This is a genomic window from Mesorhizobium sp. WSM3866 (assembly GCF_002294795.1).
GTDB lineage: Bacteria > Pseudomonadota > Alphaproteobacteria > Rhizobiales > Rhizobiaceae > Mesorhizobium.
On the sequence record NZ_NSGC01000003.1, the window covers coordinates 222,961 to 239,773 of the forward strand.

Annotated in this window: 13 protein-coding genes, 1 tRNA gene and 1 pseudogene; 7 read left to right on the plus strand and 8 right to left on the minus strand. The window is 61.7% G+C overall.

All coding sequences use genetic code 11. The annotated features are described in order from the left end of the window. Positions 1–81: 81 nt before the first annotated feature. Together CK222_RS09155 and rpoZ are read right to left on the minus strand one after the other, a co-directional pair. Positions 82–2,310: a bifunctional (p)ppGpp synthetase/guanosine-3',5'-bis(diphosphate) 3'-pyrophosphohydrolase gene (locus tag CK222_RS09155; protein ID WP_095800122.1), complete on the minus strand. Its 2,229-nt coding sequence runs from the start codon at positions 2,308–2,310 to the stop codon at positions 82–84. Positions 2,311–2,435: 125 nt separating this feature from the next. Further along, positions 2,436–2,837, minus strand: coding sequence for a DNA-directed RNA polymerase subunit omega (gene rpoZ / locus CK222_RS09160; protein ID WP_066997473.1), 402 nt, complete (start codon positions 2,835–2,837; stop codon positions 2,436–2,438). 296 nt (positions 2,838–3,133) lie between these two features. Here rpoZ and CK222_RS09165 point away from each other — a divergent pair, with 296 nt between their 5' ends. Together CK222_RS09165 and CK222_RS09170 are read left to right on the plus strand one after the other, a co-directional pair. Further along, the gene (locus tag CK222_RS09165) at positions 3,134–3,715 is read left to right on the plus strand and encodes an NYN domain-containing protein (RefSeq protein WP_066997475.1); all 582 of its coding nucleotides are present in this window, start codon (positions 3,134–3,136) and stop codon (positions 3,713–3,715) included. Continuing rightward, on the plus strand, positions 3,712–4,383 hold the full coding sequence (locus CK222_RS09170; protein ID WP_176477600.1) for a uracil-DNA glycosylase: 672 nt from the start codon (positions 3,712–3,714) through the stop codon (positions 4,381–4,383). The genes CK222_RS09165 and CK222_RS09170 overlap by 4 nt, the downstream gene beginning before the upstream one ends. Here the strand turns inward: CK222_RS09170 and CK222_RS09175 are convergent. The 3 genes from CK222_RS09175 to dapA form a co-directional block, all read right to left on the minus strand. Further along, on the minus strand, positions 4,352–5,053 hold the full coding sequence (locus CK222_RS09175; RefSeq protein ID WP_245322309.1) for a glycoside hydrolase family 25 protein: 702 nt from the start codon (positions 5,051–5,053) through the stop codon (positions 4,352–4,354). The two genes, CK222_RS09170 and CK222_RS09175, sit on opposite strands and share 32 nt — an antisense overlap. 85 nt (positions 5,054–5,138) lie before the next feature. Next, positions 5,139–5,618 (minus strand): SsrA-binding protein SmpB, encoded by a 480-nt coding sequence (gene smpB / locus CK222_RS09180; protein ID WP_067321086.1) that lies wholly within the window; start codon positions 5,616–5,618, stop codon positions 5,139–5,141. Positions 5,619–5,642: 24 nt separating this feature from the next. Continuing rightward, complete coding sequence (gene dapA, locus CK222_RS09185) at positions 5,643–6,524, minus strand: 4-hydroxy-tetrahydrodipicolinate synthase (RefSeq protein WP_095800125.1); 882 nt, start codon at positions 6,522–6,524, stop codon at positions 5,643–5,645. A 300-nt stretch (positions 6,525–6,824) separates the two neighbouring features. On the opposite strand from dapA, the gene CK222_RS09190 reads away from it, so the two are divergent. Continuing rightward, positions 6,825–8,867, plus strand: coding sequence for a lytic transglycosylase domain-containing protein (locus CK222_RS09190; protein WP_095800126.1), 2,043 nt, complete (start codon positions 6,825–6,827; stop codon positions 8,865–8,867). A 292-nt stretch (positions 8,868–9,159) separates the two neighbouring features. Beyond that, positions 9,160–10,047 (plus strand): alpha/beta hydrolase, encoded by an 888-nt coding sequence (locus CK222_RS09195; protein WP_095800127.1) that lies wholly within the window; start codon positions 9,160–9,162, stop codon positions 10,045–10,047. A 71-nt stretch (positions 10,048–10,118) separates the two neighbouring features. Here the strand turns inward: CK222_RS09195 and CK222_RS09200 are convergent, their stop codons facing one another. Together CK222_RS09200 and CK222_RS09205 are read right to left on the minus strand one after the other, a co-directional pair. After that, a complete protein-coding gene (locus CK222_RS09200; protein WP_095800128.1) occupies positions 10,119–11,192 on the minus strand; it encodes a site-specific integrase in 1,074 nt (357 codons plus the stop codon). Positions 11,193–11,436: 244 nt separating this feature from the next. Beyond that, positions 11,437–12,624 carry a porin gene (locus CK222_RS09205; RefSeq protein WP_095800129.1) on the minus strand — a complete coding sequence of 396 codons (1,188 nt, stop codon included), beginning with the start codon at positions 12,622–12,624 and terminating at the stop codon, positions 11,437–11,439. Between the two features lie 440 nt (positions 12,625–13,064). On the opposite strand from CK222_RS09205, the gene CK222_RS09210 reads away from it, so the two are divergent. The 3 genes and pseudogenes from CK222_RS09210 (at position 13,065) to CK222_RS09220 (ending at position 14,778) form a co-directional block, all read left to right on the plus strand. Next, a tRNA-Ser gene (locus tag CK222_RS09210) sits at positions 13,065–13,155 on the plus strand. 120 nt (positions 13,156–13,275) lie between these two features. Further along, positions 13,276–13,502 (plus strand): annotated as a pseudogene (locus CK222_RS32860) (GIY-YIG nuclease family protein). A gap of 100 nt (positions 13,503–13,602) precedes the next feature. Continuing rightward, positions 13,603–14,778 carry a porin gene (locus CK222_RS09220; protein WP_095800130.1) on the plus strand — a complete coding sequence of 392 codons (1,176 nt, stop codon included), beginning with the start codon at positions 13,603–13,605 and terminating at the stop codon, positions 14,776–14,778. Between the two features lie 263 nt (positions 14,779–15,041). Here CK222_RS09220 and CK222_RS09225 read toward each other — a convergent pair whose 3' ends face one another. Further along, positions 15,042–16,724 carry a sulfotransferase gene (locus CK222_RS09225; protein ID WP_095800131.1) on the minus strand — a complete coding sequence of 561 codons (1,683 nt, stop codon included), beginning with the start codon at positions 16,722–16,724 and terminating at the stop codon, positions 15,042–15,044. Positions 16,725–16,813 lie beyond the last annotated feature (89 nt).

A 16,813-nucleotide genomic window follows, 5' to 3' on the forward strand; every position in this document is an offset into this window, starting at 1 on the left:
TGAGTAATGAGTAGTGAATAGAGTAGCGATGAGTGAATGGTGAATGGTAGGCAACTTTATTCACTATTCACTATTTACTATTCACCCATTCACACGCCGTGCGTCGCTGACGCTCGAATTGTCCTTGAGCTGCGACAGCAGCCGGTTGAGGTGCTTCAGGTCCCAAACCTCGAGGTCGATCAGCATCTCGGTGAAATCGGGCGCGGTGCGCACCATCGACAGCGTGTGGATGTTGGCATCGTTGGACGCGACGACCTGCGCGATGTCGGCGAGCGAGCCCGGCGCATTGATGGCTGTGACCGAGATGCGGGCCGGGAAGCGCTCCTTGGTCCGCTCGTCGATGTCCCAGCGCACATCGATCCAGCGCTCGGGCTGGTCGTCGAAAGCCTGCAGGGCCGGCGATTGGATAGGATAAATGGTGATACCGGTTCCTGGCTGAATGATGCCGACGATGCGGTCGCCGGGCACCGCCCCTTCCGGCGCGAAGCGCACCGGCAGGTCGCCGCGCACGCCGCGGATGGGCACCGCACCGTCGCGCTGCTGGTCCTTGCCCTTGCGCGCGGCGCGGCCGGGCATCTGGAACAGCATGCCCGCGGCGTTGCGGATCTTCGACCAGCCTTCCTCGCGCTGCTTGGGCGCCGCGACCGTGACGCGCTCGTCCTTGTAGTCGGGGAAGACTGCTTTCATGACATCGGTCGAGGCAAGCTCGCCGCGCCCGACAGAGGCCATCACGTCCTCTATATCCTTGCGCGCCAGGCGATGCAGAACCGGCTTCAGGCTTTCCTTGGTGAAGTTCTTGCCGGCGCGCTCGAAGGCGCGTTCGAGGATGCGGGCGCCGAGCCCGGAATATTGCTTGCGGATGGCATTCTTGGTGGCGCGGCGGATGGCGGCGCGCGCCTTGCCGGTGACGACGACCGATTCCCAGGCTGCCGGCGGCACCTGCGCCTTGGAGCGGATGATCTCGACCTCGTCGCCGTTCTTCAACTCCGTCATCAGCGGCATGATGCGGCCGTTGACCTTGGCGCCGACACAGGTGTCGCCGACATCGGTGTGGACGGCATAGGCGAAGTCGATGGGGGTGGCGCCGCGCGGCAGGGCGATCAGCATGCCCTTGGGCGTGAAGCAGAACACCTGGTCCTGGAACAGCTCGAGCTTGGTGTTTTCCAGGAAATCCTCGGGATTGTCGCCCTCGGCCAGTTGCTCGATGGTGCGGCGCAGCCAGGCATAGGCGTTGGTCTCCTTGGAGATCGCGTGCGCTGCGCCGTTGGGCTTGCTGCCGCTGTCCTTGTAGATCGAATGCGCGGCGACGCCGTATTCGGCGATCTTGTTCATCTCGCGGGTGCGGATCTGCAGTTCGACGCGCTGGCGCGAGGGTCCGACAATGGTGGTGTGGATCGAGCGGTAGTCGTTCTGCTTCGGCGTCGAGATGTAATCCTTGAAGCGGCCAGGCACCATCGACCAGGTGGTGTGGATGGCGCCAAGCGCGCGGTAGCAGTCCTCGACGGTGTCGACGATCACACGGAAGCCGAAGATGTCGGAGAGCTGCTCGAAGGAGAGCGCCTTGGCCTCCATCTTGCGGAACACCGACCAAGGCTTCTTCTGCCGGCTTTTGACGCCGGCTTTGATCGCGTGTTTTTCGAACAGGCCGGACAACGCCTTCTCGATCTCGTCCAGCACGCCCTTGTTGCGCTCGAAGATTTCGGCGAGCCGCGCGGTGACGGCGCGATAGGCTTCCGGATTGATGTAGCGGAACGCGATCTCCTCAAGTTCCTCGCGCATGCCTTGCATGCCCATGCGGCCGGCGAGCGGCGCATAGATATCCATCGTCTCCTCGGCGATGCGCAAGCGCTTGGACTCGGGCATATGGTCGAGCGTGCGCATGTTGTGCAGGCGATCGGCGAGCTTGACCAGCAGAACGCGAATATCCTCGGAGATCGCCAGCAGCAGCTTGCGCAGGTTCTCGGCCTGCTCGGCCTTCTTGGAGACGAGGTCGAGCTTCTTCAGCTTGGTCAGTCCCTCGACCAGCTTGCCCATCTCGGGACCGAACAATTCATCGATCTCGGCCCTAGTGGCGGTCGTGTCCTCGATCGTGTCGTGCAGCAGGGCAACGGCGATGGTCGCCTCATCCATATGCATCTCGGTGAGGATGGCCGCCACTTCCAGCGGATGCGAGAAATAGGGATCGCCCGAGGCGCGCTTCTGGTGGCCATGCTTTTGCATGGCGTAGACATAGGCCTTGTTGAGCAGCGCCTCGTTGACGTCAGGCTTGTAGCGCTGCACGCGCTCGACAAGCTCATACTGACGCATCATGGGCGGGATCTCGCGGTGATGAAATGATTGATGCGCCGCACCGGCGTGCGACGCATCCCATAGATAGCCACGAAACTGACGATACGGAAGTCCCGGATGCTTGATCCAGGCCCGTGTCCAAGAGCTTAGTAGTCGTCGCTCTTTTCCGGCGGCACCAGACCCTCGATGCCGGCGAGCAGGTCTTCCTCGCTCATGCGGTCGAAGGCGATGTTCTCTTCGGCATCGTCGGTGTCGGCAGCAGCGGTGGCAGCGCCGGTCTGGTCGGCGATGGCCTCGCCCTCGGCCTCCGGCTCGTCGACCTCCACATGCTTCTGCAGCGAGTGGATCAGGTCTTCCTTGAGGTCGTCCGGCGACAGCGTCTCGTCGGCGATCTCGCGCAGCGCAATGACCGGATTCTTGTCATTGTCGCGAGGAACGGTGATCTGCGCGCCCTGGCTGATCTGGCGGGCACGGTGGCCGGCGAGCAGCACGAGCTCGAAACGGTTGTCGACCTTGTCGATGCAATCTTCAACGGTTACGCGGGCCATGGACTGCCCCTTTCATGCGTGGATTTGATGGAAAACTGGCGGGCTCCATAACAAGGACGCCGCCGAAATACAAGCTTTATGGCGGGCACCGCCGAAGCACGAGCCCCTGCCCGGCTCAATATCGGACTTCGCCTTGCTTACCTGGTGCCGATCACAATTGCTTGCAATGCGCGCCCTGCCCTTGGATATCCATAAATCTGGCGTTATCTCGAAAGGGGCGGGAAGAGGGACCATTATCGGGCCTACCCGTCACGTCCTTTTAGACGACAGAAATTTTTGAAAAGGGATATTTTTCAATGTTCGATCCCCGTGAAAAGATCGCTCTTTTCATCGACGGCGCCAACCTCTACGCCACCTCGCGGGCGCTGGGCTTCGACATAGACTACCGCAAGCTTCTGTCGAGCTTTCAGAAACGCGGCTACCTGCTCAGGGCCTATTACTACACCGCGCTGGTCGAGGATCAGGAATATTCCTCGATCCGGCCGCTGATCGACTGGCTGGACTATAACGGCTTCAAGGTGGTGACCAAGCCAGCCAAGGAGTTCACCGACTCGACCGGCCGGCGCAAGATCAAGGGCAACATGGACATCGAGCTCACCGTCGATGCGCTGGAGCTTGCCGATGTCGTCGACCACTATGTCATCTTCTCCGGCGACGGCGACTTCCGCACGTTGGTCGAGGCGCTGCAGCGGCGTGGCCGCAAGGTTTCGATCATCTCGACCATGGCCTCGCAGCCGCCGATGATCTCCGACGACTTGCGCCGCCAGGCCGACCACTTCATCGACCTCATGACGCTGAAGAACGAAGTCGGCCGCGATCCATCGGAACGGCCGGTCCGCCGGCCTGAGCCTGCTGAAGCCGACGAGGACGATTATTGAGCGCGGCAGCCTTGAGCGCCGCGCCCTCCCCCGAGCCTGACCGCGATTGTCCGCTTTGCCCGCGGCTGCACGACTTCATCGCCGCCTGGCGCCAGCGCGAGCCGGGCTGGTTCAATGCACCGGTGCCGACCTTCCTGCCGCCGGAGGGCGAGGACTCGGTCAGGCTCCTCATCGTCGGGCTGGCGCCCGGCCTGCGCGGCGCCAACCGCACCGGGCGTCCCTTCACCGGCGACTATGCCGGCGACCTGCTCTACTCAACGCTGATCGCTCAAGGGTTGGCGCGCGGGGAATTCAAGGCCAGGCCCGATGACGGGCTGGAGCTCGTCGGCACCGCGATCACCAATGCGGTGCGATGCGTGCCGCCGGAAAACAAGCCGGTCGGCGCCGAGATCGCCACCTGCCGCACCTTCCTCAAACCGACGATCGCGCGATTTGCCAACCTGCGGGCCATCCTGACGCTGGGCTCGATCGCGCATCAATCGACGGTGCGGGCGCTGGGCGGGCGCGTCGCCACCCTTCCGTTCCGCCACGGCGGACGCCAGCAGGCCGGCGGGATCACGCTGTTCTCCAGCTATCACTGCTCGCGCTACAACACCAACACCGGTGTCCTGACGGAAGCGATGTTCGTCGATGTCTTCAAGGAGATAGCAGCCTTCCTGAAGAGCTAGGGTCCGGCGCCGCGGCAAACAACTCCGACAGCCTCGCCGGCCCGCCCTTCAGCACATTCAGGTCGACGTCGCCGTCGATGCCGTCGACACGGCCTGTGTCGAGATATTGCCAATAGACCCAGTCGTCGTCGTTCAGCGGCCCCCGCACAGAGCGCAGCCAGCGCTGGCGAACCGCGATATGAGCGGCATAGGTCGGTGCCGTCTCATCGGTAATATAGAGAATGGCCGGCTTGCCGTAAGCCGCCTCGACCGGGCCAAGGAATGCCAGCAGTTCGGCGTTCAGCTCGGCGGGCGAAGGGCGTCGCGGACAATTGCCGTGGAACTCGATGTCGACTACCGGCGGCAAGAGCTGCTCGCCGCGCGGCACGACCGAGATGAAATTCCTGGCCTGGTCGGCACCCGGGCGGCAGAAGGTGAAGAAATGATAGGCGCCGACAGCGAGGCCAGCCGCGCGGGCCTGGCGCAAATTCTCAGCAAAGGCATCATCGACATAGTCACCACCTTCCGTCGCCTTGATGATGGCGAAGACGACATCGTCGGCCGCGACACGCGGCCAGTCGATCCTGCCCTGGTGATGCGAAACATCGATGCCCCTTAAGGGGAATTTGCCGCGATCCGGCGGGAAAGCACGGTGCCGGAAGAAGCCCTCTGCCCATGTGGCAAGCGCCAGAAAGACGAAAGCCAGGGCCAGGGCAATCAAGCCGTTCCTCAAGCCTTGGCTCCCTGCTCGCCTTGCCCGCATATCGAAGGTGGCTTTATCCGCGCTCCTTAAGGAGCCGTCCCTTCTCGCGCGACCAGTCGCGCTGCTTTTCGGTCTCGCGCTTGTCGTGCAGCTTCTTGCCGCGGGCGATGGCGAGCAGGAGCTTGGCGCGGCCGCGATCGTTGAAATAGATTTTCAGCGGCACAAGAGTCATGCCTTCGCGCTCCACGCTCTGGGCAAGTTTGGCCATCTCGCGCTTGCTGACGAGCAGCTTACGGCGCCGGCGCGGCTCATGGTTGAAGCGGTTGGCCTGCAGATATTCCGGCAGATAGGAATTGATCAGCCAGATCTCGCCGCCTTCGGCGGAGGCGTAGCTCTCCTGGATGTTCGCCTGGCCCTGGCGCAGCGACTTGACCTCGGTGCCGGTCAGCACCAAGCCGGTCTCGATCGTGTCGAGCACCTCGTAGGAAAAGCGCGCCTTGCGGTTTTCGGCGACCGTCCTGTTGTTGGGGTCGGCTTTCTTGACTTGATTCATAATCGGAGAGGTGGCGCCTCATCCCTAATTAATCAAGCCGGCATGCTTCAGCGCCGCATCGAGCTTCTCGGCGGTCGAAGCTTCGACCGTCACCAGCGGCGAGCGGACCACGTTCTCGACCTTGCCCAGCTTCGACAGGGCGTATTTGGCGCCGGACACGCCGGGCTCCACGAAAATTGCTTTATGCAGCGGCAGGAGACGATCTTGCAGTTCTAGCGCCTTGGCGCTGTCGCCGGAGAGCGTCGCTTCCTGGAACTCGGCGCAAAGGCGCGGCGCGACGTTCGACGTCACCGAGATGCAGCCGACGCCGCCATGCGCATTGAAGCCGAGCGCGGACGCATCCTCACCGGAAAGCTGGATGAAATCCTTGCCGCAGCTCATGCGCTGTTCCGAGACGCGCTCGACCTTGCCGGTCGCATCCTTGACGCCGGCGATGTTCTTGAAGTCGTGGCGCAGCCTGCCCATCGTCTCCGGCGTCATGTCGATCACCGAGCGCGGCGGGATGTTGTAGATGATGATCGGCAGCTTGGTTGCCCTGGCAACGGCTGCGAAATGCTCGTAGAGGCCGCGCTGGGTCGGCTTGTTGTAGTAAGGCGTGACGACCAGGGCTGCATCGGCGCCTGCCTTTTCGGCATACTGCACCAGGCCGACGGCTTCCTCGGTGTTGTTGGAGCCGGCACCGGCCACAACTGGAACCCTGCCCCTGGCGACCTCGATGCAGACCTTGACGACATTGCGGTGCTCGTCATGCGACAGCGTCGGCGACTCGCCGGTGGTGCCGACGGGCACGAGGCCCTTGGTGCCCTCGGCGATCTGCCATTCGACAAACGCGCGAAAGGCTTTCTCGTCGAAACGCCCGCTCTTTTCGAACGGTGTCACGAGCGCAGTCAGCGAGCCTCTCAGCATATTGTCCAAACTCCTTGGGACTTTGTTGGTCTAAGCATGTCGCTCTCCCAAAGCCGGGTGCCCACTTTGGGCGACATGCATCAGCGTTTTGTCGATGCGTTAATTTCGGCGCCTTCTAATCGAAAGCGAAGCCGCGCACCATAGTCTCGACACGGTTCAGCGGCAAGCATTGCTGTAGTGCCAGCAAGCGTAATTCGAACGGCCTCGATAACCTTTTGTTTACGAGCCTTTCACGACCTAAGTTTAGGCTCCGGGTCGGCCTGGAAGGCCCTGCCTGCTGACAATGTGCCGGGGTGGAACATGCCGACAAATCGGCCTCATCTGTTCGCGCTTTTGAGCGCGGCCGTCGCGCTGATACCGGGTATGGCGATCGGCGGCAGCGTCGACGTGCGTGTGACGGCGGCGATTGCCGCGCCGGGCTCGCCGTCGGCCGCGGACCAGGCGCAGCAGCCTCAGCCCCCGGCCAGCATCGCGCAATTGAAGAGCGGTCTCGACGCGCTCGCGGTGAACAACATCGCCGCGGCGCGCAATGCTCGCGACACGCTGCCCGCGACCTCGCTCGACCGGCACATTCTGGCCTGGGCGATCGCGCTCTATGGCGGCGACCAGGTGCCGAGCGGCGAAATCGCCGATGCCGCCAAGATGCTGCCTGGATGGCCGGGCACGATCGCGCTGCGCAGGAACAGCGAGCGCGCGCTCTATCGCGAGAACCCGCCGCCGCAAGTGGTGGTGCGGGCCTTCGGCCGCAGCCAGCCGCTGACGCCGGAAGGCGTGATCATCCTTGCCCGCTCGCAGGTGGCGCTGGGCGATCAAGCGGCGGCGCGCGCGGTGCTGGTGCCCTTCTGGCGCACGGAGAAGCTGGATGCCCAGGACGAAACTTCCATCATCAAGGAATTCGGCACGCTGATCCCTGCGGCCGATCATCGCTATCGCATGGAGCGCATGTTCTATGCCGACCGGCCGTCCTCGGCGCTGCGCGTCGCCGGCATTGCCGGCGCCCAGCAACTGGCGGATGCCTGGGTGGCGGTCGATAAAGGCGAAAAAAACGCGGCGAAACTGTTGAAGGCGGTGCCGGCGGCGCAGCGTTCGGCCGGCTATTTCTTCGCCGAGGCAGAATATCTGCGCAAGCAGCAAAAACTTGCCGATGCCGCGGCAGTCGTGATGAAGGCGCCGACCAATCGCGACGCGCTGGTCGATCCCGATGCCTGGTGGGTGGAGCGGCGCGTTCTTTCGCGCGAGCTGGTCGATCAGGGCGACATAAAGACCGCCTACAAGATTGCCTCCATGCATGCGGCCGAAAGCGCGGCCAGCGCCGCGGAAGCCGAGTTCCATGCCGGCTGGTATGCATTGCGCGGTCTCAACGACCCGGCAGCAGCCGCCTCGCATTTTTCACGCATCGCCGAGCTCGCCCAGGGACCGGTGTCGCTGTCGCGCGCCTATTACTGGCTTGGCCGCGCCGCGGAAGTCGGCGGCCCGGGCAGCGCCAAGGACTATTTCACCCGGGCCGCCAGCTACGGCACCACCTTCTACGGCCAGCTTGCCGGCGAGCGTGTGGGCCTCAGAACCTTGAGCATCGTCCATCCCACGCCCAGCGCGGCCGACCGCCAAAGCTTCGAGGGCCGCGAGGCGGTGAAAGCGATCAAGCGGCTGCAGGAGGCAGGGTATGACCGCTATGCCGAGACGCTCTACCGCGACCTCGCGGGGCAGCTGACCAGCCCCGGCGAGCTTGCGCTGCTGGCGGGGCTTGCCGAAAAACAGGGCAACCATTTCATGGCGCTGAAGGTCGGCAAGATCGCCGCCCAGCGCGGCATCGATGTGGGTGCGCTTTCGCATCCGTTGGGTGTCATTCCCGATTCGGCCGATATCTCCGGCTCCGGCAAGGCGCTGGCCTATGCCATCGCCCGCCAGGAGAGCGAGTTCAATGTCGCGGCGATTTCCAGCGCGGGCGCGCGCGGCCTCTTGCAGTTGATGCCGGGTACCGCCAAGCAACTGGCGAAGAAGGCCGGCATGACCTTCTCGCAAACGCGGCTGACGACCGATGCCGGTTACAACGCGACGCTGGGGTCAGCTTTTCTCGGCGAGCAGCTCGACCGCTTCAACGGCTCCTATGTGCTGACCTTCGCGGGGTACAATGCCGGCCCAAACCGCGCCGCCCAGTGGGTGGCGAAATACGGTGATCCGCGCGGCAAGGACGTGGACGCCGTCGTCGACTGGGTCGAGCGGATCCCCTACACGGAAACAAGAAGTTACGTGCAGCGCGTGATGGAGAATTATGAAGTCTACAAGATGCGTATTTCCGGCAAATACGACATCGTCGGGGATCTGGTGAACGGGCGGAGTTGATCGCCGTGGGGCGTATGCAAGCCTCAGGTTGGCGATCCTTCGCGCCCCTCTGTCCTGCCGGACACCTCCCGCACTTGGAGATTGGCAGTTTCGCTGCCGGCTCGTTCATGCCGCTTTGGCGATGGGTAAAAGCTTAGATGACAGTCAATCCCCTTGCGGGGAGATGTCCGACAGAACAGAGGAGATGCTGTCCCGCCAGCGTGGCAAGGTTGTGTAACGTGCCTTCCCATCATTTGACCGCGGCCGCCCTCGCCTGTAGCTGTCGGTCACCTCAGCGAGGAGCAGCATCCCGATGGCGAGCGACGGTTTCTCCGACTTCTTCTATACCGCACCCGATGGGCTGAAACTGCATGCCCGCATTTATGGCGAGGCGAACGGTGGCTGGCCGATCGTTTGCCTGCCCGGCCTCACCCGCAATGCGCGCGACTTCCATGAGCTCGCGCTTTACCTCTCCGGCAAGGCGAAGACGCCGCGCAAGGTCGTCGCTTTCGACTATCGCGGCCGTGGCCGATCCGACTACGATCCCGACATCAGCCACTACAATGTCGGCGTCGAAGCCGGCGACGTGCTCGCTGGCTTGTCAGCGCTGGGTATCGAAGAGGCTGGCTTCATCGGCACCTCGCGCGGCGGACTGATCATCCATGTGCTCGGCGCGCTGAAGCCGGCCGCATTGAAAGCCATTGTCTTCAACGATATTGGCCCGGTGATCGAGGCGGAAGGTCTGGCCCATATCCGCTCATATCTCGATCGCGCGCCGAGGCCGAAGACATTCGCCGAGGCGGTCGACACGCAGCGGCGCGTGCATGGTGCCGGCTTCCCTGCGCTCACCGATGCCGACTGGGCGCGTATGGTTGGCGCCATCTGCCGCGACACGGATGCCGGGCTGGTGCCCGATTTCGATCCTGCCCTGGTCGAGACCCTGGCCAATGTCGACTTCAGCAAGCCACTGCCGGATCTTTGGCCACAGTTCAACGCGCTTGCCGCCGTGCCGTTGCTCGCCATACGCGGCGGCAATTCGACGCTTCTCTCCACCGCGACGATCGAGGAGATGGCAAAGCGTCATCCCGGCATGGAGACGATCACGGTGGAAGGCCAGGGACACGCGCCCTTGCTGGAAACCGGCAACCTGCCGAAGAAGATTGCGGATTTCCTCGATCGCGTCGAAGTCAAGTCCACGTAAAGTAAAGCCCGAGACTAACTCCGCCCCAGGCCTGTTTTTGAAATATAGATTCCCGGCGCGTGTCGTGCCGCCTATTTGCCCTTCGAGCTCTTTCGGCCTGCCTTCGCCGGCTCCGAGCCGCTCTCCTTGCGGGCGGCTTTGGTCGGTGACGGCGTGGTCAACGGGGACGCAAACACCGAGTTCTCTGCCGGCCGCGGCGCCTCTTCGGCGCGCGGCTTCTCGAGCACCACGACGCAGCCATCGAGGTCGTTGGTGGCGAGGTGCGCGTAACGCATGGTCATCGACAGCGTCTGGTGGCCGAGCCACATCTGCACGCGCCGGATATCGATGCCGCCCTGGACGAGTCGCGAAGCGCAGGTGTGGCGCAGGATATGCGGCACCACCTGCTCATCGGCGCCAAGACCGACTTCGGCCTTCGCCTCGTTCCAGATGGCGCGGTACTGCGCCTGGGTGAGCTTGGTGAACGGACCCTTTGGCCGGCGGCCTTCGGTGGTCGGCGGCAGCTTGATCACCTCCTTGACCCGTTCGGTCATCGGGATGGTGCGGCTGCGGCCCGACTTTGTGATCCAGAAGCTGACGCGGTGTTCCTGGATGTCGTTCCAGATCAGGCCGAGCGCCTCGCCGAGACGGCAGCCGGTGTCGACCAGGAAGACGGAAAGTCTGTAAGCATCCTCGCTGCGGCTCTTGATGGCGGCGAACAGCCTTGTCTCTTCGTCCCTTTCGAGGAAACGAATCCGTCCCGCCCGCTCCTTCTGGCGGCGGAACTCGGGCAGGCTGTGGATATCTCCCATCTTATGAGCCTTGCGCAGCAGCTTGCTGAGTGCAGCCATCTTGCGATTGATGGTTGCGTTGCTGTTCCCGCGCTGGCGCAAGGTACCGACAAGATTGTCCAGGGTGTTCTGGTCAAAGGTGCTGAAACGCTCTCCCAGAAGGATCTCGTCTATTTCACCGATGAATGAGCTGACATTGTATTTATGCCGCCCATCATCCCAGAGTATATCCCGGTATGCTGTAAAGAGCTCACTGACCCTGTACGATTTTACTTCCCGGATCTTGTTATAGGTGTACCTAAACTTCGAATTCTGAGAAGAAAATACCGCAAAATGACCAGAGGGCTCCCCCTCTTGAACCGCTTCGTTCGACATTTTTAGCCACACCCCCTGTGGTTAAGGGACCAGCCCTAACCGCTCGGGAGCATCCTTTCAAGAGTTTTTCGAGTCTGGCCTCCGACCCCATCCGCCGATGGCGGATCCCACAAAGTCGCTCTACAGACCCGATCAGCTTACCGTTTTCACCCCCATCCTTTCGTTGCGTTGATCCATCGCGAAAAGCAAAACGGCCCGGGCGCAGAGATGCCCGGGCCGGATTTCAGTTGTAACAGTCCAGCCCTTAGAAGGAGCGCTGGAAGCGGAGCATGCCGCCGACGCTATTCTTCTTGTCAGCGCCGGTCCAGTTGAGCCTGTCGGTGCTGGTGGCGAAATCGTCGAACCTGCCAGCGTGCAGGTAGTCGACTTCGGCCGTGATCGTCATGCCGGGAACGATGTCGTAAGCGACGTTCGCGGCGATGCCGAGATTCTTCCATTCATCATAAGACGCCTGGAGGTTGAACGAGGTCTTCTCGTTGAACTTGTAGGTGCCGCCGCCCCAGACTGCCCAGTTGCCGCCCCACTGCTTGTAGAAGCCGCGGCCACCGGCCGGGATCGCCCAGGTCGCGTCGCTGAGGTTGTCGTCGGTGCCGTAGCCAGCCATGATGAACAGCGAGATCGCGTCGGTGGCGTTCACGTCCAAGCGAACCTTGCCGGCCACTTCTTCATAGTTGCTGTCGTAAGCGATGACGCCAGTGATGGCGCCCCAGCCCTGCGTCCACTTCAAGCCGCCGACGACGTGCGGAACATAGCTGTCGATGGTGCCGATGACGCCCGAACCTTCTTCGAGCGAGAGGACTGCCGAGAAGCCGTTGCCGGCGTCGAAGTAGTACTGGACGACGTTGGTGTCGAAGTCGCCGTACGGGACCAGCGTATCGTTGATGACGTTGCCGGCGTAGCCGATGAACGTATTGAAGGCCGATTCGTCCTTACCGACGCGGAGGCCACCGAGCTGGATCCAGGCGAAGTTCAGCGAGACGGCCTTGTTGCCAGCGGGATTGCCGAGGAGGGCGGTACCGCCGCCGGTCGTCGCGGTGACGGCGCCGAAGCCGTTGCGGTTGCCGAAGTTGAAGCGCGTCTCGGTATAGGTCTTCAAAGTGCCGAGCTCGGTTTCCTGGCCGGTCCAGGTCTTCAGCGTGAAGCGGGCGTTCTTGTAGAACGTATCCTGCTCATCGCCGTCCTCGTGGTCGAAGGACCTTGCGCCGGTGAACGAGCCGACGTCGCCGACGCCGATGTCGTAACGGACATAGCCGCCGATGCGCAGGCAGGTTTCGGTGCCGGGGATGTAGAAGTAGCCCGAACCGTACACGTCGCAGATCTTGACGTATTCAGCCGGTTCCGGCTCGGCGACAGTCACCGCGTCGGCGGCGCGAGCACCGGAAACTGCGATCAGGGCCGCAGCTGAGCCGAGAAGAAGGCTCTTGATGTTCATTTTCTGACCTCCAGTCAAAAGTTAAAAAACGGGTCTGGGTATTTTTTGCTGAAGGACAGCGTTCCCTGCCCCATCCCCACTTACCGAAAAAGATGCGCACCGCGCCGCTCCTTCGAACGCGACCTTTACCCAGGCGGCGGCGTCGTTCAACCATGATCGTATCGGCAGAAGCCCCGTCCAGACGCTATCACCGGACGTTGTTGCACAAATGACACGATTTGGCCTCACTCCGAAAGTTCTCATTAACCATTAAGGCCTGCAGCCGGGCGAATCCGGCGATGGCGGCCCGAAATTGCGGCGCCAGCTGCGAGTCGCCGGCCGGGAATCGCCATGGAATCGCCGCATGAGGCCATCCCTATTGCCGCCGATGCCAAATTTTCGGCGATTATGGCGCCGGCTTGTTGATTGTGGCGGCGCTTTTCTTTATCCAGCGGCGCGACGGAGAGGTGGCCGAGTGGTCGAAGGCGCTCCCCTGCTAAGGGAGTAGAGGTCAAAAGCTTCTCGTGGGTTCGAATCCCATCCTCTCCGCCATCCTGCTTCGCGCTGCGCGCTTCGCAGGACAAGCCCTACAGTTCGTGCGAAGCAGGATGGCGGAGAGGATGCCCTCCGAAGCCTTGGCGAAGGAGGGCCGGTTCGTGTGAGTACGCATGCCTGATTGAGAGCGAGGCTTTCGTAGGCGAGCGTTATATCGGCATAACATCGGACCTGCGGCGACGATTGCTGAGCATAACGCCGGAACGTCCAGTCACACTTCCAAATTTCTCCCGTGGCGAATCGTGACCTACATGGCCTTTTCAAGCCGAGCAAAGGCGACTTCGTTCGAGCGCTATCTCAAATCGGGATCCGGGCACGCGTTCGCCAGCAAACGCCTGTGGTAGCGGCCACTCGGCAAAAAAATACAGCAATAACAAAGCACTGGCACCGGTGACAGTCGAGTGAAATCGACGCTGCCGTTCGATTCTGACTGGAGGTCAGAAAATGAACATCAAGAGCCTTCTTCTCGGCTCAGCTGCGGCCCTGATCGCAGTTTCCGGTGCTCGCGCCGCCGACGCGGTGACTGTCGCCGAGCCGGAACCGGCTGAATACGTCAAGATCTGCGACGTGTACGGTTCGGGCTACTTCTACATCCCCGGCACTGAAACCTGCCTGCGCATCGGCGGCTATGTCCGTTACGACATCGGCCTCGGCGATGTCGGGTCGTTCGACGGCGCGAAGTCATTCGACCATCAGAATGGCGACGACCACAGCACCTGGTTCAAGAATACCCGCTTCACGCTGAAGACCTGGACAGGCCAGGAGACCGATCTCGGCACTTTGAAGACCTATACCGAGACCCGTATCAACTTCGGCAATCATAACGGCTATGGCGCCTTCGACACAGCCGGCGACCCGATCGGCAATCCGGCCGAAAACAAGGGCATCACGCTGAACTTCGCCTGGATCCAGCTCGGAGGCCTCCGTGTCGGTAAGGACGAATCGGCCTTCGATACGTTCATCGGCTACGCCGGGAACGTCATTAACGATACGATCGTCCCCTACGGCGATTTCGACACCAACGTCGTCCAGTACTACTTCGATGCGGGCAACGGCTTCTCGGCGGTGGTCTCGCTGGAAGAAGGCGAAGGTCCGGTCGGCACGATCGACAGCTACGTTCCGCATGTTGTCGGCGGCGTAAAGTACACGCAGGGCTGGGGCGCCATCACCGGCGTCGTTGCCTATGACAGCAACTACGAGGAAGTGGCCGGCAAGGTTCGCCTGGACGTCAACGTCAGCAAGGAACTGTCGCTGTTCGGCATGTTCGGTTACGGCACCGACGACAATCTCAGCGACCCAACCAACACCATCGACGCTCATGACCGCGGCTTCTATAAGATCTGGGGCGGCAACTGGGCATTCTGGGCCGGCGGCACTTACAAGTTCAACGAGAAGACCTCGTTCAACCTCCAGGTATCAGGCGACCAGGACAAGAACTACGGCGTGGCGGCAAACGTTGCCTACGACATCGTCCCCGGCTTCACGGTCACGGCCGAAGTCGACTATGACCATTTCGGTCGCTTAGACGACTGGAATAGCGGCGCAGACATCACTAACTGGACCAATGCCGACAAGAAGAACAGCGTCGGCGGCATGCTCCGCTTCCAGCGTTCGTTCTAATCAGCAGCGTCCAACTGAAATCGAAACCCGGCGGGCAACTGCCGGGTTTTCTCTTTTCTGCGGCAGTTCCTCAAAGCACCATTGCGCAGTGCTGCACTCGGTAGGATGGCAGACATCCGCCGATCACGCCCGGATCCTGGTATCCGCCGCTTCCCTCCTTGCTTCGCCAGAGAATGATGAAACAATGAACGTTCCGCCAATCGCCACACGAGCAATTTTGCGTTGTACCCTTCCGGCCAGAATTTCTCTACTAGGAAACTAAATTACAGGTCAACCTCAGCCAAATTGCCCAGGGCTTCGATCAGCGGTTGGATCTCGCCTTCATAGTTCTTCCAACGCTTGACGGACGACTTGTATATCGGCTGGCGAACCTGCCAACGGCTGTAAGTATTTACCGAGCCGTCCCTATCGAAAAAGCGCAAGCAGGCATCGTCCCAGGGCAGCCCGAGATAATCTATGAGACGACGCGACTGCTGCTCTTGATCCTCGATCATTGTTTCGTATCGGTTCTCAAAAATGCGGCCCGGGAAAATACTTTCCCAGTGACGCATCAGTCGAACATACTCCCGGTAGTAAAGTCCCAGCGTCTGAAGGTCGCCACTGTAGCTGTGCGCCTCACTGAATTGCAGCACGAAACAGGAGATGCAATTGTCGATAGCGTCGCGGCGGCAATGAACTATACGCGCGTTGGGAAACAGAATGCCGATCAGGCCGATCAACTCGAAATTGTGGGGCATCTTGTCGACGATTCGGAGCGCGGCGGGACTCCGCTCGCGGAGATAGGACAGGTGCTCCTCGGCCAAAGTCCTGGTCAGATCCGGAGTAATCGTCGCGACGGATTTGCCGAGGCTTGCGTCGGAGCCTTCTTTGAGGCCTATCGCATTGGCCATTCGTCTAAGCTTGCTGAGCTCGCCGGCGCCATGAACCTCAGGATGGCTGGCGCAGATCTGCTCCGTCAGCGTCGTGCCCGAGCGAGGCATGCCGACGATGAATACAGGTACCTCCGAGGGGTTGCCGTGAGCCGCCAATGAAGCCACCAGTTCCGGCGTAAAGATTTCGATCGTGGCATCGACCCAGCGACGGTAGTTTTCCAGATCGAATTTTTGGCCCCTGGCTTGATTCCCTTGCTTGAAGTGGTCCATCGCTTCCTTGTAGCGACGGAGGTCGTTGAGTACCTTTCCGGCGGCGTGATGGAGCACTGCCGCTCCGTGCGACCCATGGCCCGGGTCTCGGAGCTCCGTTAGGATTGCCGCGAGCTCCGCGGGCTCTTCGGTGAATTTGCGCGTGTGTGCTAGTGCATTGTAGGCGGTTGGTACCGCGATGCGCCGCTTTATCGCCTCTTTCAGATGAACTGCGGCTTCATCCATACGACCCAGGCCAGCGAGTGCACTAGGCAGCCCGATCCGAGCCAGAGGATGATCCCGGTCGATCTCCAGCGCCTTCTCAAAGAGCGGCAGCGCCAACTCCCCCTTATCAAAGGAATTGTAAGCATCGCCCAGGGCGCAAAGCGCTTCCACCAGATCCGGCTTCAGGGCCAAGGCCTGCTGAATGTGCCTGATTGCCGGCGTAAACTCGCTTAGCTTCAGGTAGGTCTCACCGAGGCTAAGGTGGTAATAAGGATTTCGCGGCTCCTCTCCCACGGCCCGGGCGAAGTAGCGCAAGGCCTTCTCGTTGTCGTATCCGATGCCGAGGGTTCCCAGGATATAAAAAGCCAGCGGATGGTTTGGGGTACGCGCGAGGACACGAAGGCAGAGTTCCTCTGCCTCCGGCAATTGCTCAGCTTTCTGAAGCTCGAGCGCCTGCCTCAACAGCATGTCGTCGGCTTCCGCGCGAGACGGACCGGGCTTCAGCTGTGCTTTGGGTGCCACGGTTTTCGGCGGTGCCGCCTTAGCCGAGGATTGAGTTTTCAGGTGCTTTGCCCAGGCGGGCGGCAATCGGTTGCTCATCCTGCGTCGCTAGCAAAAGCGGGCGGGAGAATCTAGTCCGGCTATGGTGCGTCTTCGGCCGCTCCTCGCGCAACTTGCACCTACGCACC